We start from the raw sequence: 19,673 nt of genomic DNA on the forward strand, positions 1-19,673 counted from the left end.
ATTTCGGATACCCAACGATGTCTCCTTACATTGCTGAATTCATCGGCACAGCACTCGTGGTGCTGCTCGGCGACGGCGCCGTCGCCAACGTGCTGCTCGCGCGCACCAAAGGCAAAGGCGCGGACCTGATCGTGATCGTCATGGGCTGGGCGATGGCCGTGTTCATCGCCGTCTACGTCACTGCGTCGTTCAGCGGCGCTCACCTGAATCCGGTCGTGACCATCAGCCTCGCACTGGCGGGCAAATTCGCCTGGGCCAAAGTGCCCGGCTATATCGCGGCGCAAATGCTCGGCGGCATGGCCGGCGCGCTGCTGGTGTGGATGGCGTATCGCCAGCACTTCGCCAAAGAAGCCGACGCCGACGTGAAGCTCGGCGTGTTCTGCACCTCGCCCGCGATTCGCAGCGTGCCGCACAACCTGCTCACCGAAATGATCGCCACATTCGTGCTGATCCTGGGCGTGCTGTATCTGGCTTCGCCGCAAGTCGGTCTCGGTGCGCTCGACGCACTGCCGGTCGGCTTGCTGGTTCTCGGCATCGGCATCTCGCTCGGCGGCCCGACCGGCTACGCGATGAGTCCCGCTCGCGATCTGTCGCCGCGTTTGATGCACGCGCTGCTGCCGATTCCAGGCAAGCGCGACAGCGACTGGCACTATGCGTGGATTCCGGTTTGCGGTCCGTTGCTGGGTGGCGCGGCGGCGGCGTGTCTATATCTGTATCTGCACGCGCATTGATCCGCGCGGCGTAGGTAGGGCTCACTCAGGCGTACATCACGGTGCGCCCGAGCAAAGAAGTCACGGAAAGCAGCGGCGCCGCTCAGGCGCCGCCAAAGCACGTATCATGACGCTTTCACTTACCGCGCATGCGCTTGCAATTGCCTTGCGCATGCGCTTCGCTTTCCGTTTTCAGGCATGATCGACCACCTTATTTGTGACTGCGACGGCGTCCTCGTCGACAGCGAAATCATCGCTGACCGCGTGATGCTCGAAACGCTGACCGCCACGTTCCCCGGCCTCGACTTCGAACCCATCGTCAAGACGGCCTTTGGTCAGCAAACGTCGCGCTTTCTCGAAGGCATCGAGAAGTCGTTCGATATCACGCTGCCCGCGAATTTTTTCGACACCATCGAACACAACGTCGAGCTTGAGCTCGCGGCTTCGCTGAGCCCGATCAACGGCGTGCGCGACGCCTTGCAACGCCTCACGTTGCCGGCCGCCGTCGTGTCGAACAGCCGGATGGCGCGCGTGAATGCGTCGGTGCGGCGCGCGGGTTTGCAGCAGATTTTCGGCGAACGCATTTTCAGCGCGGAACAGGTGGCGCGGCCGAAGCCTTATCCCGACGTATATCTGTTCGCCGCGAAAACGCTGGGCGTGGAACCGTCGCGATGTGTGGTGGTGGAAGACAGCGTGGCGGGTTTGAATGCCGCGCGCGCGGCGGGCATGAAGACGATCGCTTTCGTCGGCGCGAGCCATATTCCCGATGGCTATGCGGACGCGCTGCGCAAGATGGGCATGACGCGGATCATGCAGCATATGGACGAGTTGCCCGCGCTGGTCGAAGCCGGCGTACGCGGCGAGTTCGGCGACGTGCAGTCGTAGCACTGGCGGCTAACGGAAAAGCCGGCTGCAATGCCGGCGTTCATGGCGAATTCGGCGGCATGCAACCGTAACCGTCACGCGGCAATGGGAAAAGCCGGCATTTCAAGCTTGCCGGCTTTTTTGCATCTACGCGGGAGCGGAAGCGTATGCGCGCGTCACCTCACGCGCGCATACGAGTCACACCTCGTCAGCCACGCATTCGCGCGCGTGCGCCAGCGCCTGACGAAACTCCACCAGCTCGGCGATAGTCAGCATCGGCAGATTGTGTTGCGCGGCGAAGCGCTCCACGTCCGCACCGCGCGTCATCGTGCCGTCCGGGTTCATCAGTTCGCACAGCACGCCGGCCGGCTTCAGACCCGCCAGAATCGCGAGATCGACCGTGCCTTCGGTGTGGCCGCGACGCGCCAGCACGCCGCCGGGTTGCGCACGCAGCGGGAACACGTGACCGGGACGCACGATATCGGCGGGCTTCGCCGTGTCGGCGATCGCGGCGCGAATCGTCGTCACGCGGTCGAGCGCGGAGACGCCGGTAGTCACGCCGTCGCGTGCTTCGATCGAGACCGTGAACGCGGTGCCGTGACGGCTTTCGTTGTTGACGGACATGGGCGGCAGTTCGAGCGCGCGGATCTTCTCGTCGGGCAAACACAGGCAGACGATGCCGCTGCATTCGCGGATCAGCAACGCCATGGTTTCGACGGACAGACGCTCGGCGGATACGATCAGATCGGCTTCGTTCTCACGGTCGTGGTCGTCTTGCAGAACGACGGCGCGGCCATCGCGCATGGCTTGCAAGGCGGCGGCGATACGCGGCGGAACGGCTTCGGTGGCGAGCAGCGGGAGGTCGAGGAATGCGCTATCCGCAATCGTCGACGGAGCAGGGAAAGTAGCAAAGGTCATGATTGAAACGCTCATCGCAAAAGTTGGGCGAGAAACGTTTCAGGGCATTGCAAACAGACAAAGACGCGCCGTTGAACGCCGCGCAAAGCGACGCTCGCGCACCGCCTCGACCTGCAAGCGGCGCCACGGAAACGAACATGACTATCTGCACATCTTCTTCCATCCGGACTCTAACCGTCGGCTCTGGCTTCTCACCAGATCTGCTGACCCCACTTCAGTCTTTCCGGTTCGGAAGACCGTACGACGTGGGCGCTCGCGGGCTCACCGGCTCACGCTTTCGCGTTGCCGGCATACCGCCGGTGGGGAATTTCGCCCCGCCCTGAAGACGCACTGATTGCCGGATCGACCGGCTGGCAAAGCATACAGCAGTCGCGCCGCACCTGCAGCGCAACCCTACTCGTCAGACGGAGATCTCCAAATCGGAGCGCATCCATCCGTCAACGATACCGATCAAACCGGCGCGGCCTCGCGCGCCGGTTCGTGGTGCGCTTGAACGTCCCAGCGCGGCGGCGTCTCCGCTTTCAACGTCACGCGAAACGCGCGCGCTTCCGTGTCGCCGGGATTGCGCAGGCTATGCGGCTGGTCGGCGTCGAACACGATCGCGTCGCCCGTGGCCAGCAACTGGCGTTGATCGTGGACGCTGACCTCCAGCGTGCCTTCGCTCACCACCAGATTCACCGTGGTGCCAGGCGCGCGCCGCGTGCCGGCTTCGGTGTGCAGCGGCGCGATACGCAATTCGTGAAACTCGGCGGCGGTCGGCTCGGCGTCGGGATAAAGCGGCCGGGCCGAATAGCGTCCGTTCGAACTGACGACACGCGACGAACGCTCCGCCGGCAAATGCTCGAAGCCGTTGGTCGCGTGACGCCGCAAGAAAGCCGCCACCGACACCTTCAACGCCGCCGCCACCTTGCACAGCACCTTGATGGACGGCACGCTGCGCGCCGACTCGATCTGCGCGAGCATGGCGCGAGAGACGCCGGATGCGCGAGCCAAAGCGTCGAGCGACAACTGCCGCTCGGCGCGCAAACGGGCGAGATTCACGCCGACCAGATGTTCAAGTGCATCGAAGGGTTCAGCGGCACGCGGCGACGTATCGGTGTCAGCCGTGGGATCACGAACCAGCGCAAGCGGGGAATGCATGATTGCCTCCAGGAGCGCCGCCGGACGGCGGGCAAACGGTTAGTGGAAGCAAGATAGCATCGCGCCGCGCCACGCCCAACGAAGTTATCTTCACACTGTTATCAGCATTGCGGAGGACGTTTTCCGCAATGCTTGTGCGAATTTTTCATAAGGGCACGGGTGCGGCGATTCATGGACTCAAGCACGCTCACGCCCGCTGCGCCACCGTCGTCGCCGGCGCATCCATGCGCGCCGCGAACCACGTCAGCAGCAATGCCGCCACGCTGACCGCTGCCGCCACCCACGGCAAGGTATCGAGCGAATGGCCGTGATTGATCACCAGACCGCCGAGCCACGCGCCACCCGCATTGCCGACGTTGAACGCACCGATATTCAGCGTCGAGGCCAGATTCGGCGCCGCGGCCGCCTTCTCGACTACGCGCATCTGCAACGGCGGTACCGTGGCGAACGCAGCAATGCCCCATACGAAGATCGTGATCGCCGCGGCCACTTGCGAATGGCTGGTGTGCGCGAAGATCGCCATCACCACCGCGAGCGCCACCAGAATGCCCATCAGCGACGGCATCAGCGCACGGTCCGCCAGCTTGCCGCCGATCGTATTACCGATCGTCAGACCCACGCCGAACAGCACCAGGATCAGCGTGACGCCGCGCGGCGAGAAGCCGCTCACCTGCTCGAGAATCGGCGCGATATAGGTGAACACGACGAACACGCCGCCGAAGCCGAGCACCGTCATCGCGAGCGCGGTCCAGACTTGCGGATCCTTCAACACGCGCACTTCGTGACCAAGGCCGACCGGGCCGGCATCATGACGATTCGGCACCAGCGCCGTCACGCCCGCGAGCGACAGCACGCCGAACGCGCTGACAATCCAGAACGCCGCGCGCCAGCCGAACTCCTGGCCGACGAACGTGCCGAACGGCACGCCGAGCACGTTCGCGAGCGTCAGGCCGGTGAACATTAGCGCGATCGCGCTGGCGCGCTTTTCGGCCGGCACGAGCGAAGCCGCCACCACCGCGCCGATGCCGAAGAACGAACCGTGCGCGAACGACGTCACCACGCGCGCGATCATCAGCACGGAATAGCTGGACGCGACCGCGCACAGCGTATTGCCGACGATGAACACGCCCATCAGCAACTGCAACGCCAGCTTGCGCGGCATCTTGCTGGTCACCACCGCGAGCAGCGGCGCGCCGACCGCGACGCCGAGCGCGTAGCCGCTCACCAGCAATCCCGCCGACGGAATCGACACCGCCAGATCGTGCGCGACCTCGGGCAGCAAGCCCATGATCACGAACTCCGTCGTGCCGATTGCGAATGCGCTGATCGCCAGCGCGAGTAATGGAATGGGCATTTCTCTTCTCCAGGTTCTAAATTTGAGCGTGATGCAGCGCAGTCACGAATTCGACGACGACGCCTGGCGCGAGCGCCACGAACAGTTGCGCCTGTGCCTCTTGCGGTCCCATCTGCGGCACGCGCGCGGTTTGAAAGTCGACGCCGTGCGCGTGCAGGCGGCCGAGCAGCGCCTGCCATTCGGCGGCGCTCTCCAGCCGGAAGGCGATGTGGTCGATGCGCGGCGCCGTCCTGCCACCCGCGGCGGGCGCTGTCCCGTCGATCAGGTGAATCAGCGGGCGGCCGTTTGCGTACAGCCAGTAGCCGTCAATCGAAAACGGCGGCCGGGCGCCTTGGGTCAGCCCGGCGACGTCGACGAAAAAACGTCGGGCCGTGTCGAGATCGGCAGTGACGATGGTCGCGTGATCGAGTTGCATGGCGTGGCGGCCTCAGGGTTTTCCATGGGCGCATTGTCGGGGCTGCGCGTCAATTTGATAATTGGCGTAGCATTTGAAGCATTTTCAAATCTCATTTGAAAGATCCCTCATGGACAACCTCGGTGATATCCGCCTGTTCGTCGAAGCGGCGCAGCAGGGCAGCCTGTCGGCCGCGGGCCGCAAGCTGGGACTGACGCCCGCCGCCGCCAGCGCGCGCCTTGCCAAGCTCGAAGCCGGCCTCAAAGCGCGCCTGTTCGAGCGCACCACCCGTCAACTCAGGCTCACTGACGAAGGCCGCCTGTACCTGAACTGCTGCCGTCAGGCGCTGCAATCGCTCGACGACGCCGAAGCCGCCCTGCAAGCCGGCCAAGGGGTCGTGCGCGGCAAGGTGCGGGTGTCGGCGACCTCGGACTTCGGCCGCAATCTGCTGATGCACTGGCTCGACGAATTCAACGCGCTGTATCCGGAAGTGACCTTCGCGCTCACGCTGTCGGACTCGCTGGCGAATCTGGTGCAGGAGGACATCGATCTGGCGATCCGCTTCGGCGTGCCGCAGGACAGTTCGCTGGTCGCCCGCAAGCTGGCGCCGAACCGGCGCGTGCTGTGCGCGTCGCCGGACTACATCGCGCGCAAGGGCGAGCCGAAAGATCCGCACGATCTGGCGAATTTCGACTGCATCGTGCTGGCCACCGCCGCCGGGCTGGCGAACGAGTGGCGCTTCACGCGCGGCGACGAGGTGCAGCACTACACCGTGCCGTTCGAAACCGCCCGCGAAACCAACGACGGCGCGGTCGCCCGCGAATGGGCGCTGCGCGGTTACGGCATCGCGATCAAGTCGATGTGGGATGTGGAGGCCGACCTGCGCGCCGACGGCCTGAAGATCCTGCTGCCGGAATGGCGTTATCCGGACGCGCCGCTGCACGCGCTCTACCATCGCAACCGCTTCATGGCCCCGCGCGTGCGCGTGTTGCTGGATTTTCTGAGCGAGCGTTTCGCGCAGGTGTCGGACGAACTGGAAGGCCTGCTGGGCTTGCCGCCGGAGCGTGCGCACGGCGAGGCGGCCGGGGAAACCGCATCGCGCGAAGGGCTATAATATTCAGCTACGCTGCAAACGTGCCCCGAAAGCTGCCCACGGCGGCCCATGACGGTGATCAGCACCGCCCCGCGGCCCGCTCGCACGTTTCGCCCTGTTCACCTTTTTAAACGACGCCCCCAGGTTAACCACTGCGACCGGCGAAATTCGATGACCAAGAAAGTTTATGTAAAGACCTTTGGCTGCCAGATGAACGAGTACGACTCCGACAAGATGGTCGACGTACTCGGCGCGGCTGAAGGACTCGTCAAGACCGACACGCCGGAAGACGCGGACGTCATTCTGTTCAACACGTGCTCGGTGCGCGAAAAGGCGCAGGAAAAAGTGTTCTCCGACCTCGGCCGCGTGCGCGAGTTGAAGGAAGCGAATCCGAATCTGATCATCGGTGTGGGCGGCTGCGTGGCGAGCCAGGAAGGCGCGGCAATCGTGTCGCGCGCGCCGTATGTCGATCTGGTGTTCGGCCCGCAAACACTGCACCGTCTGCCGCAAATGATCGACAAGCGCCGTGAAAGCGGCCGCGCGCAAGTGGACATCTCGTTCCCGGAAATCGAAAAGTTCGATCACCTGCCGCCGGCGCGCGTCGACGGCCCGAGCGCGTTCGTGTCAATCATGGAAGGTTGCAGCAAGTACTGCAGCTATTGCGTCGTGCCGTACACGCGCGGCGAAGAAGTGTCGCGTCCGCTGGATGACGTGCTGACCGAAATCGCCGGCCTTGCCGACCAGGGCGTGCGCGAAGTCACGCTGCTCGGTCAGAACGTGAACGCTTACCGCGCCGGTCTCACGCTGGGTTCGACAGAAATCGCCGACTTCGCTCAGTTGATCGAATACGTCGCGGATATTCCGGGCATCGAACGGATTCGCTACACCACGTCGCATCCGAAGGAATTCACGCAGCGCCTGATCGACACCTACGCGAAAGTGCCGAAGCTCGTCAGCCACCTGCATTTGCCGGTGCAGCACGGCTCGGACCGCATCCTGATGGCCATGAAGCGCGGCTATACGGTGCTCGAATACAAGTCCGTGATCCGCAAGCTGCGCGCGATCCGCCCGGACCTGTCGCTCTCCACGGACATGATCGTCGGCTTCCCCGGCGAGACGGAAGAAGACTTCGACAAGATGATGGCGCTCGTGCACGAGATGAAGTACGACACCAGTTTCTCGTTCATCTACAGTCCGCGTCCCGGCACGCCGGCCGCGAATCTGCACGACGACACGCCGCGCGAAGTGAAGCTCAGGCGTCTGCAACATTTGCAGGCCACCATCGAGGAAAACGTGCAGCGCATCAGCGATTCGATGGTCGGCAAGATCGAGCGCATACTGGTCGAGCGCCCGGCCCGCAAGGATCCCAACGAACTCGCCGGCCGTACCGAGAACAACCGCGTGGTGAATTTCCCGGCGCCGGTCGCGTCGCACGCCAGGCTGATCGGCCAGATGGTCGACGTGAAAATCGTCAAAGCGTACCCACATTCGCTACGTGGCGAGCTCGTGCTGGTTCATGACGACGCCCCGGCCACGACCCACTAAGCGACGCCAACCCGCGCCGCCAACCCGCGTATCGAAACCGACAGGATCGACCCACCGCCTTGAAGACCACTCAGCAGCATCTGGAATTCACCGCACCGCGCGAAGACAACGCGCGGCTCGCCAACCTCTGCGGCCCGCTCGACGAGAATCTGCGCCAGATCGAGCAGGCGCTCGACGTAACGCTGCAACGCCGTGGCCACCGCATCACGATTCGCGGGCGCGGCGCGAAACTCGCGCTCACCGCGCTCGAAAAGTTCTACGACAACTCGCAGAAGCCACTGTCGGTCGACGATATCCAGCTCGCGCTCGTTGAAGTGCGTCAGCCGGCACGGCGTCGCACGAACGGCAACGGGCATGGCACGGAAGCGCTGGACCCGCGTTTCCCCGGCAATCCGGATCATCCGTTCGACGAGCCCGCCGACGCCGGCGACGACGACATCGAGGAACTCGGCCCGAAGCTGTACACACGGCGCGCCGACCTGCGCGGCCGTACGCCGGCGCAGCGCGAGTATCTGAAGCAGATCATCTCGCACGACGTGACCTTCGGCATCGGCCCGGCCGGCACCGGCAAGACCTATCTCGCGGTGGCTTGCGCGGTGGACGCGCTCGAACGCGATCAGGTCAAACGCATCGTGCTGACGCGTCCGGCTGTCGAAGCGGGCGAGCGTCTCGGCTTCCTGCCGGGCGATCTGGCGCAAAAGGTCGATCCGTATCTGCGTCCTTTGTACGACGCGCTGTACGATCTGCTCGGCTTCGACAAGACCGCCAAGATGTTCGAGCGGCAAATGATCGAAATCGCGCCGCTCGCCTACATGCGCGGCCGCACGCTGAACCACGCGTTCATCATCCTCGACGAGGCGCAGAACACCACGCCCGAACAGATGAAGATGTTCCTCACGCGGATCGGCTTCGGCTCGAAGGCAGTGGTCACCGGCGACACGACTCAGGTCGACTTGCCGCGCGGCCACAAGAGCGGGCTGATCGAAGCGCAGCAGGTGCTGGCCGATGTGCGCGGCATCGCGCTGACACGCTTTACCAGCGCGGACGTGGTGCGGCATCCGCTGGTCGCGCGAATTGTGGAGGCGTACGATGCGCATTCGCAGAAAACCGCCAGCCCGGCGGATTCGCGCTAAGCGCCCGCAGCTATAAAGAACGCAACGAAAGCATTAAAACGACACCGCATGAGCCGCGCTCCGAAACTGACGTTGAATCTGCAATTCCCCGCCGCCAAGACCTGGCCGGAACACAAGGCGCTGCTGCCGCGCGCCACCGTGGCCGGCTGGATCAAGGCGGCGCTCTTCGCGGACGGCGAACTGACGGTGCGTTTCGTCGATGCCGAAGAAGGCCGCACGCTGAACCGCACCTATCGCGGCAAGGATTATTCGACCAACGTGCTGACCTTCGCCTACGCCGAATCGGAAGACGATCCCGTGACTGGCGACCTGATCCTATGCTGTCCGGTGGTCGAGAAAGAAGCCGCCGAACAGGGCAAGCCGCTCATCGCGCACTACGCGCATCTGCTCGTGCACGGCACGCTCCACGCCCAGGGCTACGACCACGAAGTCGAGGAAGAAGCCGAGGAAATGGAAGCCATCGAAACGGAAATCCTCGGCAAGCTCGGCTTTCCCGATCCGTACCGGTAGGCGTCGATCACCCGCGCGTCGCCAACGTCCAATCCGTTCAAAACCATCGTGAGCCTCTCTTCTCCTGAAGCCGACACCCGAACACCGTGCCCGGACTATCCGCCGGCGCTCGGCGAATCGCGGCTTCTGACGGACGAGGAGTTGCGCGCGTCGCTCGACTGCACGTTGCGCGACTGGGACCGCAAAAGCGACCTTTGGCTGTTCGGCTACGGGTCGCTGATCTGGAATCCCGGCCTGCCAACCGTCGAAGCCACTCGTTCGAAGGTCCACGGCTATCACCGCGGGCTCTATCTGTGGTCGCGCGTGAATCGTGGCACGCCCGAACAGCCCGGACTCGTGCTGGCGCTCGATCGCGGCGGCTCGTGCACCGGCATCGCATTCCGGCTCGCGGCCGAAGGCTCGATGCCGCATCTCGAAGCGCTCTGGCGCCGCGAAATGGCGATGGGCTCGTACCGCCCGGCGTGGCTGCCTTGCGTGCTCGCCGACGGCCGGCGCGTCGACGCACTCGCCTTCGTCATGCGCCGTGACGTGCCGACCTACACCGGCAAGCTGCGCGACGACATTGTCAAGACCGTGTTCGGCTGCGCGAGCGGGCGCTACGGCACCACGCTCGACTACGTCAGCCGAACGGTCCATGCGCTGCGTGAGAGCGGCATGCCCGACCGCGCGCTCGAAGCGCTGCTCGAACGGTGCCGCGAGCAAAGCCGCGAAGCGAACGTGAAAGCGGGCCAGAAAGCAGACCAGAAATAACCGCGGCGAACGGCGCTTTTTTTCCCGAAAACGCTTTTCCGCGCGTAATCAGTTAGGATTGACCCACGCCCGTCCTCACGGCGGAGCCGCTTCACCCCAGCTTCACTCATCGCCCAGCTGGGCGGGACACGGTCCTGCCATGTGCCTGGTGTATCCTTAATGCTCTGCAACAGCGCGCCCAGTCTTGCCGGGCGCACTACCATGAACGACACGTATCCCAGTCGACGCGAACTCGACAAACCGCAGGAAAAGCGCTCACTCCTCGAGCGTCTGACCGACTTCATCTCGCCCGAGCCCGACTCGCGCGCCGAACTTCTGGAAATTCTGCAGGATGCGCACGAGCGCAACCTGATCGACGCCGACTCGCTGTCGATGATCGAAGGCGTATTCCAGGTGTCCGAACTCAGCGCGCGCGACATCATGGTGCCGCGGGCGCAAATGGACGCGATCAATATCGCGGAAAATCCCGCCGAATTCATCCCCTACGTGCTGGAAAAAGCGCACTCGCGCTATCCGGTCTACGAGGGCAATCGCGACAACATCATCGGTGTGCTGCTCGCCAAAGACCTGCTGCGCTATTACGCCGAAGAAGAGTTCGACGTGCGCGGCATGCTGCGCCCCGCCGTGTTCATCCCCGAATCGAAGCGCCTGAACGTGCTGCTGCACGACTTCCGTGTGAATCGCAATCACCTCGCGGTGGTGGTCGACGAATACGGCGGCGTGGCCGGCCTGATCACGATCGAAGACGTGCTGGAACAGATCGTCGGCGATATTGAAGACGAATACGATTTCGACGAGGAAAGCGGCAATATCATCGCCTCGCCGGACGGACGTTTCCGCGTGCGCGCGCTGACCGAAATCGAACAGTTCAACGAGGCCTTCGGCACGCACTATTCGGACGATGAAGTCGACACGATCGGCGGACTTGTCACGCATCACTTCGGACGGGTGCCGCATCGGGGCGAAAAAGTCCGCCTCGACGATCTGATCTTCGAGATTCTACGCGGCGATGCCCGCCAGATTCACATGCTGCTGGTGCGCCGCGATCCGCTCGCGGGCCAGCGCGAGCGCGAAGCGCAGCACGTGCAGACCTGAGCCCACTTTTCGCTGGGTCTTGTTCCCGCCTCTCCAACTCCTCACGCCGACCGCGCAACAATGGCCGACCCGATGACTTCCCGTTCGCGCCGCAGCGTGAGCGCTTCTGCCGCCCAGCAAACCCTTGGCCGCACGCTGCCGCGCTGGCATTACCTGGTCGCGCTGGCCGCGGGCGCGGCCAATACGCTCTCGTTCGCGCCGACGCCGCACGGCGGCTGGCTCGAACTCGCGATCTTCGCGTTCTTCTTCGCCTGGCTCACGCGCAGCACCGGCTGGAAAAGCGCGGCGCTGACGGGCGGCGCATTCGGTTTCGGTAATTTCGTGACCGGCGTGTGGTGGCTCTACGTCAGCATGCATTTCTACGGCGGCATGGCGGCGCCGCTCGCCGGCGCGGCCGTCGTGCTGTTCTCGCTGTATCTGGCGATATATCCGGCGCTGGCGGCGGGCGTCTGGTCGTTCTGCGCCGGACACGCGCGCAACGGCGCGGCCGCCGACGACACGCCCTTCTCGCCGACCTGGCATGGCGCGCTAGCGTTCGCGAGCGCGTGGGCAATCGGCGAATGGTTGCGCGGCACGGTGTTCACAGGCTTTCCGTGGCTGGCGAGCGGTTACGCTCAGGTGGACGGTCCGTTTGCCGGCTTTGCACCGGTGGCGGGCGTGTACGGCGTCGGCTGGATGCTGGCGCTGGTGGCCGCGCTAATCGTGCAGGCTTTGCTCGCGTTCCTCTCCTCGCGCAAGCAAAGCCGGGCCGGCAACACCGGCAATAACGGCGCGAAAGCGGGCGTGGCGCGCGTCGCCGTGCCGGGCGCGATCGCACTGGCGCTGATCGCCGCCGGCCTGCTGCTGCCGCTCGTGCAATGGACGGTGCCGGCCAACGCGCCGCTGACCGTGCGTCTGCTGCAGGGCAATGTCAAACAGGAAATGAAATTCGAGGAATCCGGCATGCGCGCCGCGATCGATCAGTTTCAACAGATGATCACCTCGAAACCCGCCGATCTGATCGTCACGCCGGAAACCGCCATCCCGGTGCTCGCGCAGCAGTTGCCGGCGCCGTTTGCCTCGGCGGTGCGCAACTTCTCGGACTCGACCGGCAGCGCGATTCTGTTCGGCGCGATCGGCGGCACGATCACGCCGGAAGGCCAGGTAATCGACTATACGAACAGCCTGTTCGGCGTCACGCCCGGCACGCGCGACGTGTATCGCTATGACAAGCACCATCTCGTGCCGTTCGGCGAATTCGTGCCGTGGGGCTTCCGCTGGTTCGTCAATCTGATGAGCATTCCGCTCGGCGATTTCTTCCGTGGCGCGCCGGTGCAGAAGCCGTTCATGGTGCACAACCAGCCGGTCGCCGTGGACATCTGCTACGAAGACATTTTCGGCGAGGAGATTGCGCGGACCATCCGCGAAAGCGCTACGCCCGCCGGCGTGCTGGTCAACTCGACCAACCTGGCCTGGTTCGGCGACACGATCGCGCTCGACCAGCATCTGCAGATCGCGCGCATGCGCTCGCTGGAAACCGGCCGACCGATGCTGCGCGCGACCAACACCGGCATGACCGCCGCGATCGACGCAAATGGCAAGGTGATCGGACGCCTGACGCCTTACACGATCGGCTCGCTGGATGTCACCGTGCAAGGAACCGCGGGCAGCACGCCTTACATCACGAGTGGCAATAACACCGTGCTGGCGGTGTCGTTGCTGCTGTTGGCGGTCGGCTTTGCATTCGGGCCGGGCATTACGCGGCGGCGCAACGGCAAGCAATAAGCCGCGCGATTAAGCGCATCGCTCCCTAGCGCCGCCTGTATAAAAGCGGCGCGCGCGAATCAAGCCACAGGGAAACACCGCCATAAAAAACGCGCGCCGCGGAATACTGCGAGCGCGCGTTTTATCTCGAATCAAATTTACTGGTTCGAAGCAATGCGCTGCTGAATATGCTGCGCACGCGCCGGCGAAGCCGGATGCGAACTCAACATGCTCGATTTACCGCCATCCAACGCGGCGAGCTTGTTGAATGCCGTCACCAATCCCGACGGATCGAGATTCTTCTTTTTCTGCAAGTCGAACGAATAATCGTCCGCGGCGCTTTCCTGCGTTTGCGAGAATTGCGCGTTAATCAGCTTCTCCGAAAAATCGCCGAGCTGCGAACCGGACAGCGCCCCCGCCACCCCGCCCGCCGACGACGCCACCGAGCGTGCCGCCGAAGTCGCATACGCGACCTGCATCGCCTTCCTCGTGTGACCGAGCGCCACGTGGCCCATTTCATGGCCGACCACGCCGCGCACTTCGTTGTCGTTCATCATGTCCATCAGACCGCTGTAGACGCGCACGCAGCCGTTGGCCATGGCCCACGCGTTGACGTCTTTGGTCATATACACCTTGTAGTTCACCGGCGTGCCGTTGATGTTGTCGCCCAGTTGCGCGGCGATCTTGTTCAGCCGCTTCTGGTAGTTGCTGTTCGCGGCGGCAATCTTGTTTTCGCTGTCGAGTTGCGCGCACGACTTGTCAGTCAGGGCTCGCACGTCGGCGTCGCTCAGCGTGGCAGCCTGAGTGGCCATCTGGCCGGACTTGATCAGCGCGGACGGATCGACGTTGCCGACATTCGAGCACGCTGCAAATAAAGCGCAGGCGGAAACGGCAATGGCAAGGCGGTACGATTTCATGGTGGAAGTCTCTCTACGATGTTATTCGTTTCTGCGGCGCGCTTTTAATGCACCGCCTGTTCGCAACAGGTTTCATATCGGCAGGAAAAGAAACCGTTATGTAAATTGCATAAACCCGCATGGACGCATTTACAGCCCGCCAAAGACAAAAAAAATGCGCCTGACGGACAGGCGCATTTTTACCACAAACGTAAGCTTTAATTCATGACTCTGGAAGCCTAATGACACTATTTTGCAAACTTCCCGATACGGCGAGCCATGTTATTCAAGACTGCATCGCCTCGCATCCATTTAGCTCACTATTCAGTCGGAAGGCGCCGTATCAATGAACGACTGACGCAGCGAGAGCTTCTGGAAATGTTTGTCCAGGTTCGGATACGGTTCGCGCCAGTTCAATTCCGGCATGCGGAAATCCAGATAACCCAATGCGCAACCCAGCGCGATATCGGCGAGCGTGTAGTGGTTGGCCGCGCACCACGTCTTGCTGCCCAATCCCTGCGCCATCGCGACCAGGGCTTCGTCGATCTTGCGCTGCTGGCGCGCGACCCACGCGTCCACGCGCTGCTCCGGAGCGCGCTGCGTGCCTTCGAGGCGAATCAGCACCGCCGCGTCCAGCACGCCGTCCGCGAGCGCTTCCCAGCAGCGAACCTCGACACGCTCACGTCCCGACTGGGGAATCAGCTTGCCGACCGGCGAAAGCGTATCCACGTATTCACAGATCACGCGCGAGTCGAACACTGCTTCGCCATCTTCCATCACGAGGCACGGCACCTTGCCGATCGGATTGAAAGTGTGAATGCGGGTGTCCGGCGCCCAGACATTCTCGGGCACCAGTTCGTAGTCGATCTTCTTATCGGCCAGCACGATCCGCGCTTTACGCACGAACGGACTGGCGAGCGAACCGATGAGTTTCATCATTACCATCTGCCTTTTTCTGAATCCGGCGAAAGTATAAGTGCTTGGCGGCGTTCACGAGCGTTCGGAAGCGTCACGCCGGTGCTTCGCGAGCCGCACGGGGACTTGCTGTGGACGGATTGCAACAGCGCCGCCGGCGCGTTGGCCGCCGCTTCCGTGAGTATCCCGCGCAAAATAACTCCGCGCATGGGCGCTACAATCGCACGATGAACCAGCCGACCGAACTCACCATCGCCATCGACGTCTACCGCACGCGCCGTGAACGCGTACTCGCCGCGCTGCGAGCAGCGGGCGGCGGCGTCGCCATCGTCCCCACCGCGCCGGAAGCACTACGCAATCGGGACGCCGATTATCCGTATCGGCATGACAGCTACTTCTATTACCTGACCGGTTTCACCGAGCCCGAAGCGCTGCTGGTGCTCGACGCCAGCGCCACGCCCGGCGAACCGGCGTCGGTGCTGTTCTGCCGCGAGAAAAACGTCGAGCGCGAAACGTGGGAAGGTTTCCGCTTCGGCCCTGACGGCGCGCGCGCCGCCTTCGGTTTCGACGCCGCGTTCGCCATCGGCGAAATCGATACGCAACTGCCGCGTCTCCTCGCCGACAAACCGTCGCTGCATTACGCGCTCGGCGCCTCGGCGCAACTGGACGAGCGGGTGCGCGGCTGGCTCGACGCGGTGCGCGCGCAAAGCCGCGGCGGTGTCGCCGCGCCGGCGGCCGCGTGCGATCTCGTCCCGTTGCTCGACGAGATGCGGCTCATCAAGGACGATCACGAACTCGCCATCATGCGCCGGGCCGGGCAGATTTCCGCCCAGGCGCATCGTCGCGCCATGGCGGCGTGCCATCCGGGCGTGCGCGAGTACGAACTCGAAGCCGAGCTGCTCTATACGTTCCGCAAGTTCGGCGCGCAGGCGCCGGCCTACACGTCGATCGTCGCGGCCGGCGCGAACGCCTGCGTGCTGCACTACCCGGCCGGCAACGCGATTGCTCAGGACGGCGACCTGATCCTGATCGACGCGGCCTGCGAACTCGACGGCTACGCGTCCGACATCACCCGCACTTTTCCCGCGAGCGGCCGCTTCACGCCGGCGCAGCGCGAGCTGTACGACATCGTGCTGGCCGCGCAGCAGGCCGCGATCGACGCCACCCGCGCCGGCGCCACCTTCGACGACCCGCACCAGGCCGCCGTGCGCGTGCTGTCGCAGGGTCTGCTCGACACCGGCATCCTCGATCGCGCGAAATTCGCCTCGGTCGACGACGTAATCGCGGAGCGCGCCTACGCGCCCTTCTACATGCACCGCACCGGCCACTGGCTCGGCATGGACGTGCACGATGTCGGCGACTACCGCGAACGCGGCGCGCCGCGCGACGAAGCGGGCGCGCTGCCATGGCGCACACTGCAGGCGTCGATGACGCTGACCATCGAACCTGGCCTGTATATCCGGCCGGCCGAAGGCGTGCCCGAGCGCTACTGGAACATCGGCATCCGTATCGAGGACGACGCCATCGTCACGCCGACCGGCTGCGAACTGATGACCCGCGAGGTGCCGGTCGCCGCCGACGAAATCGAGGCGCTGATGCAAGAAGCCCGCGCGGCATATGAATCAAGGAAGTAACCCGCAATGAACGACGTTTCCCAGTCGACGGTGATCCTGAAGCCCGCCAAGGCCGGCCAGCCCTTCGATTTCGACGTGACGATCGTCGGCGCCGGTCCGGTCGGGCTGGCGCTGGCCGGCTGGCTGGCGCGCCGCAGCGCGACGCGGGCGTTGAAGATCGCGCTCGTCGACGCGCGCGAACCGGAAGATTCGATCGCCGATCCGCGCGCGATCGCCGTGTCGCACGGCAGCCGGATGATCCTGGAGCCGCTGCGCTGGCCCGCCGACGCCACCGCGATCCAGCGCATCCACGTGTCGCAGCGCGGGCACTTCGGCCGCACGCTGATCGATCATGGCGAACACGGCTTGCCGGCGCTCGGCTACGTGCTGCGCTACGGCTCGATCGTGCACGGTCTCGCCGAGGCGGTCCACGCGACCCCGGTGCATTGGTTCCGCTCCACGTCGGCTGCGGCGCCGACGCAGGAATTCGACGGCGTCACGCTGCCGATCGAAACCGCGGGCGTCACGCGTCAGTTGCGCACGCGCATTCTGGTGAATGCCGAAGGCGGCCTGTTCGGCGATCAGAAGTCCACTAAACGCGCGGCAAAACGCGCCGACAGCGACGCGCGCATGAGTGCGGACGAGGAAGTCGGCCACGACGACGGCGAAAGCGGCGGCTACGATGACAGAACCGGCAGCCGAGTCGCGGATAGCGCGGCGAAAACCGCTGATCAGCACAGCGGCCGCGACGGCGACGCCGCGCGCCGCGCCGGCCGAGGCGCCGTCGAACCGGGCTCGCGCGACTACGGGCAGACCGCGCTGGTCGGCACGGTGACTGTTTCCGCGCCGCAACCGCACGTGGCGTGGGAGCGCTTCACGTCGCAAGGGCCGATCGCATTGCTGCCGATGGGCGGCGTGCGCGGCGCCGACTACGCGCTGGTCTGGTGCTGCACGCCCGATGAAGCCGCGCGCCGCGCGCAACTCTCCGACGAAGACTTCCTGCGCGAACTCGGCACCGCGTTCGGCGACCGCATGGGCCGCTTCACGCACATCAAGGGACGCGCGTCGTTCCCGTTGGGACTGAACGCGGTGGAAACGCTGGTGAACGGTCATGTCGTCGCGATCGGCAACGCGGCGCAGACGCTGCATCCGGTCGCGGGCCAAGGTCTGAATCTGGGTCTGCGCGACGCGCACGCGCTCGCCGACGCCTTGTCGGCGGAAGGTCCGACCCCGCTCGCGCTGGCCACCTTCGCGCAACGCCGCGCGCTTGACCGGCGCCTGACGATCGGCGCAACGGACACGCTCGCTCGTCTCTTTACCATCGACTTCGCGCCCCTCGCCGTGATGCGCGGCCTCGCTCTTACCGCGCTCGAATTCCTGCCGCCGGTAAAAACCGCGCTGGCACGGCAAATGATGTTCGGACAGCGCCGCTAGGCGCGCCGCGCGCTCGCGCCGCGCGGCCTTTTTGCTCGTCGCACGAGGGTCGGCGCTGGCAGCGCCGGTTCTATGAATCGGCGCACTTTCATAGAAGATTTAATGGGTTACGACAGTCACATGTCGGGTGCCGGCTATCCGTTAACGCTAAAATAGCGGTTTTCTCTCGCATTTCGCGAACGCTCCGATTGACAGAAAATTGAGCAATCGGTTGCGCCCGCGTCCACCGCGTCTCACGTTATGCCCACTCTCGGCTCCCACAATCTGCGTAATAACCTGTTCGTCGCGCCTATGGCCGGCGTGACCGACCGGCCGTTCCGGCAACTGTGCAAACGGCTGGGCGCGGGCTATGCGGTGTCGGAAATGGTCGCCTCGAACGCGCAGTTGTGGAAAAGCGAGAAGACCATGCGCCGCGCCAACCACGCGGGCGAGGTCGAGCCGATCGCCGTGCAGATTGCCGGCGCCGATCCGGCCATGATGGCCGAAGCGGCCCGCTACAACGTGGCGAACGGCGCGCAGATCATCGACATCAACATGGGCTGCCCGGCCAAGAAAGTGTGCAACGTGGCGGCAGGTTCGGCCCTGTTGCAGAACGAGCCGCTGGTCCAACGCATCGTCGAGGCCGTGGTCGGCGCCGTCGGCGTCGGGCCCGACGCGGTGCCCGTCACGCTGAAGATTCGCACGGGCTGGGATCGCGAGAACAAGAACGCGTTGAACGTCGCGCGTCTGGCCGAAGCCGCCGGCATTTCCATGCTGACCGTGCACGGCCGCACGCGCGCCGACCTGTACCACGGCGACGCCGAATACGAGACCATCGCCGCGGTGAAAGCGGCCGTGCGCATTCCGGTGGTCGCCAACGGCGACATTACCTCGCCGCACAAGGCCCGCGAGGTGCTCGCCGCCACCGGCGCGGACGCCATCATGATCGGCCGCGCCGCGCAGGGGCGCCCATGGCTGTTCCGCGAGATCGAGTACTTCCTGCAAACGGGTGAGTTGCTGCCGCCGCCGCGCATCGACGAAATCCAGCAGGTGATGAACGAGCATCTGGAAGACCACTACGCGTTCTACGGGGAATTTACCGGTGTCCGCACTGCGCGTAAGCACATCGGCTGGTACACTCGCGGCCTTTCTGGCGCCAACGTGTTCCGGCATCGCATGAATACGCTGGACACCACGCGCGAACAACTCCTCGCCGTCAACGAATTCTTCGACGCCCAAAAGGCGATCTCAGACCGTCTCGTCTACGTCGACGAGACGCTCAACGAAAACGGCGAGCCGGACCAAACCGACCGACTAGCAGCATGAGCAAGAACAATATCGAACAATCTGTCCGCGACAGCCTGGGAATGTATTTCCAGGACCTCGACGGCTCCAATCCGCACGACGTCTACGACATGGTCATTTCCTGCGTAGAAAAACCCTTGCTCGAAGTGGTGCTCGAGCAGGCCGGCGGCAATCAATCGCTGGCCGCCGAGTATCTCGGCATCAACCGCAATACGCTGCGCAAGAAACTGCAACAGCACGGATTGTTGTAGTTCGTTGTAGTTTCAGGCGCCCTGCCACGTT

19 protein-coding genes and 1 riboswitch are annotated in these 19,673 nt (G+C 64.3%); of the genes, 13 read left to right on the forward strand and 6 right to left on the reverse strand.

The genetic code is table 11. From position 1 onward, the window contains the following. Positions 1–17 precede the first annotated feature (17 nt). The gene (locus tag B0G81_RS22380; RefSeq protein WP_106284044.1) at positions 18–731 is read left to right on the forward strand and encodes an MIP/aquaporin family protein; all 714 of its coding nucleotides are present in this window, start codon (positions 18–20) and stop codon (positions 729–731) included. Between the two features lie 177 nt (positions 732–908). After that, on the forward strand, positions 909–1,595 hold the full coding sequence (locus B0G81_RS22385; RefSeq protein ID WP_134138376.1) for an HAD family hydrolase: 687 nt from the start codon (positions 909–911) through the stop codon (positions 1,593–1,595). Between the two features lie 177 nt (positions 1,596–1,772). On the opposite strand, the gene ribB is transcribed toward B0G81_RS22385, so the two are convergent. The 4 genes from ribB to B0G81_RS22405 form a co-directional block, all read right to left on the reverse strand. Beyond that, positions 1,773–2,492, reverse strand: coding sequence for a 3,4-dihydroxy-2-butanone-4-phosphate synthase (gene ribB, locus B0G81_RS22390; RefSeq protein ID WP_134138377.1), 720 nt, complete (start codon positions 2,490–2,492; stop codon positions 1,773–1,775). A gap of 147 nt (positions 2,493–2,639) precedes the next feature. Continuing rightward, a riboswitch (FMN riboswitch) is annotated at positions 2,640–2,823 on the reverse strand. 119 nt (positions 2,824–2,942) lie between these two features. Beyond that, positions 2,943–3,632 (reverse strand): XRE family transcriptional regulator, encoded by a 690-nt coding sequence (locus B0G81_RS22395; RefSeq protein ID WP_116139193.1) that lies wholly within the window; start codon positions 3,630–3,632, stop codon positions 2,943–2,945. Between the two features lie 187 nt (positions 3,633–3,819). Further along, positions 3,820–4,986: an MFS transporter gene (locus tag B0G81_RS22400; protein ID WP_134138378.1), complete on the reverse strand. Its 1,167-nt coding sequence runs from the start codon at positions 4,984–4,986 to the stop codon at positions 3,820–3,822. A 16-nt stretch (positions 4,987–5,002) separates the two neighbouring features. After that, positions 5,003–5,401 carry a VOC family protein gene (locus B0G81_RS22405; RefSeq protein WP_134138379.1) on the reverse strand — a complete coding sequence of 133 codons (399 nt, stop codon included), beginning with the start codon at positions 5,399–5,401 and terminating at the stop codon, positions 5,003–5,005. Positions 5,402–5,510: 109 nt separating this feature from the next. On the opposite strand from B0G81_RS22405, the gene B0G81_RS22410 reads away from it, so the two are divergent. The 7 genes from B0G81_RS22410 to lnt all read left to right on the forward strand — a co-directional run bounded on the left by B0G81_RS22410 (position 5,511) and on the right by lnt (position 13,270). Further along, positions 5,511–6,494 (forward strand): LysR family transcriptional regulator, encoded by a 984-nt coding sequence (locus tag B0G81_RS22410; RefSeq protein WP_134138380.1) that lies wholly within the window; start codon positions 5,511–5,513, stop codon positions 6,492–6,494. A 150-nt stretch (positions 6,495–6,644) separates the two neighbouring features. Then, positions 6,645–8,018: a tRNA (N6-isopentenyl adenosine(37)-C2)-methylthiotransferase MiaB gene (gene miaB, locus B0G81_RS22415; RefSeq protein ID WP_116118257.1), complete on the forward strand. Its 1,374-nt coding sequence runs from the start codon at positions 6,645–6,647 to the stop codon at positions 8,016–8,018. Between the two features lie 59 nt (positions 8,019–8,077). Then, on the forward strand, positions 8,078–9,151 hold the full coding sequence (locus tag B0G81_RS22420; RefSeq protein WP_106284036.1) for a PhoH family protein: 1,074 nt from the start codon (positions 8,078–8,080) through the stop codon (positions 9,149–9,151). A gap of 48 nt (positions 9,152–9,199) precedes the next feature. Then, positions 9,200–9,661: an rRNA maturation RNase YbeY gene (gene ybeY, locus B0G81_RS22425; RefSeq protein WP_134138381.1), complete on the forward strand. Its 462-nt coding sequence runs from the start codon at positions 9,200–9,202 to the stop codon at positions 9,659–9,661. A gap of 48 nt (positions 9,662–9,709) precedes the next feature. Beyond that, positions 9,710–10,411, forward strand: a complete 702-nt coding sequence (locus B0G81_RS22430; protein ID WP_134138382.1) for a gamma-glutamylcyclotransferase — start codon at positions 9,710–9,712, stop codon at positions 10,409–10,411. A gap of 201 nt (positions 10,412–10,612) precedes the next feature. Then, a complete protein-coding gene (locus B0G81_RS22435; protein WP_116118260.1) occupies positions 10,613–11,506 on the forward strand; it encodes a transporter associated domain-containing protein in 894 nt (297 codons plus the stop codon). A 60-nt stretch (positions 11,507–11,566) separates the two neighbouring features. Next, positions 11,567–13,270, forward strand: a complete 1,704-nt coding sequence (lnt, locus tag B0G81_RS22440; RefSeq protein WP_134138383.1) for an apolipoprotein N-acyltransferase — start codon at positions 11,567–11,569, stop codon at positions 13,268–13,270. A 137-nt stretch (positions 13,271–13,407) separates the two neighbouring features. Here the strand turns inward: lnt and B0G81_RS22445 are convergent, their stop codons facing one another. Then, positions 13,408–14,166 (reverse strand): M48 family metallopeptidase, encoded by a 759-nt coding sequence (locus B0G81_RS22445; protein ID WP_116118262.1) that lies wholly within the window; start codon positions 14,164–14,166, stop codon positions 13,408–13,410. Positions 14,167–14,469: 303 nt separating this feature from the next. After that, a complete protein-coding gene (locus B0G81_RS22450; protein WP_181919950.1) occupies positions 14,470–15,084 on the reverse strand; it encodes a glutathione S-transferase C-terminal domain-containing protein in 615 nt (204 codons plus the stop codon). A 203-nt stretch (positions 15,085–15,287) separates the two neighbouring features. On the opposite strand from B0G81_RS22450, the gene B0G81_RS22455 reads away from it, so the two are divergent. From B0G81_RS22455 to B0G81_RS22470, 4 genes are all read left to right on the forward strand, one after another. Continuing rightward, positions 15,288–16,694, forward strand: coding sequence for an aminopeptidase P N-terminal domain-containing protein (locus B0G81_RS22455; RefSeq protein WP_134138384.1), 1,407 nt, complete (start codon positions 15,288–15,290; stop codon positions 16,692–16,694). A gap of 6 nt (positions 16,695–16,700) precedes the next feature. Beyond that, positions 16,701–18,107, forward strand: a complete 1,407-nt coding sequence (locus B0G81_RS22460; protein ID WP_134138385.1) for a UbiH/UbiF/VisC/COQ6 family ubiquinone biosynthesis hydroxylase — start codon at positions 16,701–16,703, stop codon at positions 18,105–18,107. Between the two features lie 240 nt (positions 18,108–18,347). Next, complete coding sequence (dusB, locus tag B0G81_RS22465; protein ID WP_116139174.1) at positions 18,348–19,412, forward strand: tRNA dihydrouridine synthase DusB; 1,065 nt, start codon at positions 18,348–18,350, stop codon at positions 19,410–19,412. Continuing rightward, entirely contained in the window at positions 19,409–19,642 is a 234-nt protein-coding gene (locus tag B0G81_RS22470; RefSeq protein ID WP_007180440.1) for a Fis family transcriptional regulator, read from the forward strand. Before dusB ends, B0G81_RS22470 begins: the two co-directional genes overlap by 4 nt. Positions 19,643–19,673 lie beyond the last annotated feature (31 nt).

Source organism: Paraburkholderia sp. BL6665CI2N2 (assembly GCF_004366535.1).
Lineage (GTDB): Bacteria > Pseudomonadota > Gammaproteobacteria > Burkholderiales > Burkholderiaceae > Paraburkholderia.

Bases quoted from the DNA above. Each gene is read 5' to 3' on its own strand.
- B0G81_RS22380 (WP_106284044.1), top strand. From the start codon at position 18: ATGTCTCCTTACATTGCTGAATTCATCGGCACAGCACTCGTGGTGCTG.
- B0G81_RS22385 (WP_134138376.1), top strand. From the start codon at position 909: ATGATCGACCACCTTATTTGTGACTGCGACGGCGTCCTCGTCGACAGC.
- ribB (WP_134138377.1), bottom strand. From the start codon at position 2,492: ATGACCTTTGCTACTTTCCCTGCTCCGTCGACGATTGCGGATAGCGCA.
- B0G81_RS22395 (WP_116139193.1), bottom strand. From the start codon at position 3,632: ATGCATTCCCCGCTTGCGCTGGTTCGTGATCCCACGGCTGACACCGAT.
- B0G81_RS22400 (WP_134138378.1), bottom strand. From the start codon at position 4,986: ATGCCCATTCCATTACTCGCGCTGGCGATCAGCGCATTCGCAATCGGC.
- B0G81_RS22405 (WP_134138379.1), bottom strand. From the start codon at position 5,401: ATGCAACTCGATCACGCGACCATCGTCACTGCCGATCTCGACACGGCC.
- B0G81_RS22410 (WP_134138380.1), top strand. From the start codon at position 5,511: ATGGACAACCTCGGTGATATCCGCCTGTTCGTCGAAGCGGCGCAGCAG.
- miaB (WP_116118257.1), top strand. From the start codon at position 6,645: ATGACCAAGAAAGTTTATGTAAAGACCTTTGGCTGCCAGATGAACGAG.
- ybeY (WP_134138381.1), top strand. From the start codon at position 9,200: ATGAGCCGCGCTCCGAAACTGACGTTGAATCTGCAATTCCCCGCCGCC.
- B0G81_RS22435 (WP_116118260.1), top strand. From the start codon at position 10,613: ATGAACGACACGTATCCCAGTCGACGCGAACTCGACAAACCGCAGGAA.
- lnt (WP_134138383.1), top strand. From the start codon at position 11,567: ATGGCCGACCCGATGACTTCCCGTTCGCGCCGCAGCGTGAGCGCTTCT.
- B0G81_RS22445 (WP_116118262.1), bottom strand. From the start codon at position 14,166: ATGAAATCGTACCGCCTTGCCATTGCCGTTTCCGCCTGCGCTTTATTT.
- B0G81_RS22450 (WP_181919950.1), bottom strand. From the start codon at position 15,084: ATGATGAAACTCATCGGTTCGCTCGCCAGTCCGTTCGTGCGTAAAGCG.
- B0G81_RS22455 (WP_134138384.1), top strand. From the start codon at position 15,288: ATGAACCAGCCGACCGAACTCACCATCGCCATCGACGTCTACCGCACG.
- B0G81_RS22460 (WP_134138385.1), top strand. From the start codon at position 16,701: ATGAACGACGTTTCCCAGTCGACGGTGATCCTGAAGCCCGCCAAGGCC.
- dusB (WP_116139174.1), top strand. From the start codon at position 18,348: ATGCCCACTCTCGGCTCCCACAATCTGCGTAATAACCTGTTCGTCGCG.
- B0G81_RS22470 (WP_007180440.1), top strand. From the start codon at position 19,409: ATGAGCAAGAACAATATCGAACAATCTGTCCGCGACAGCCTGGGAATG.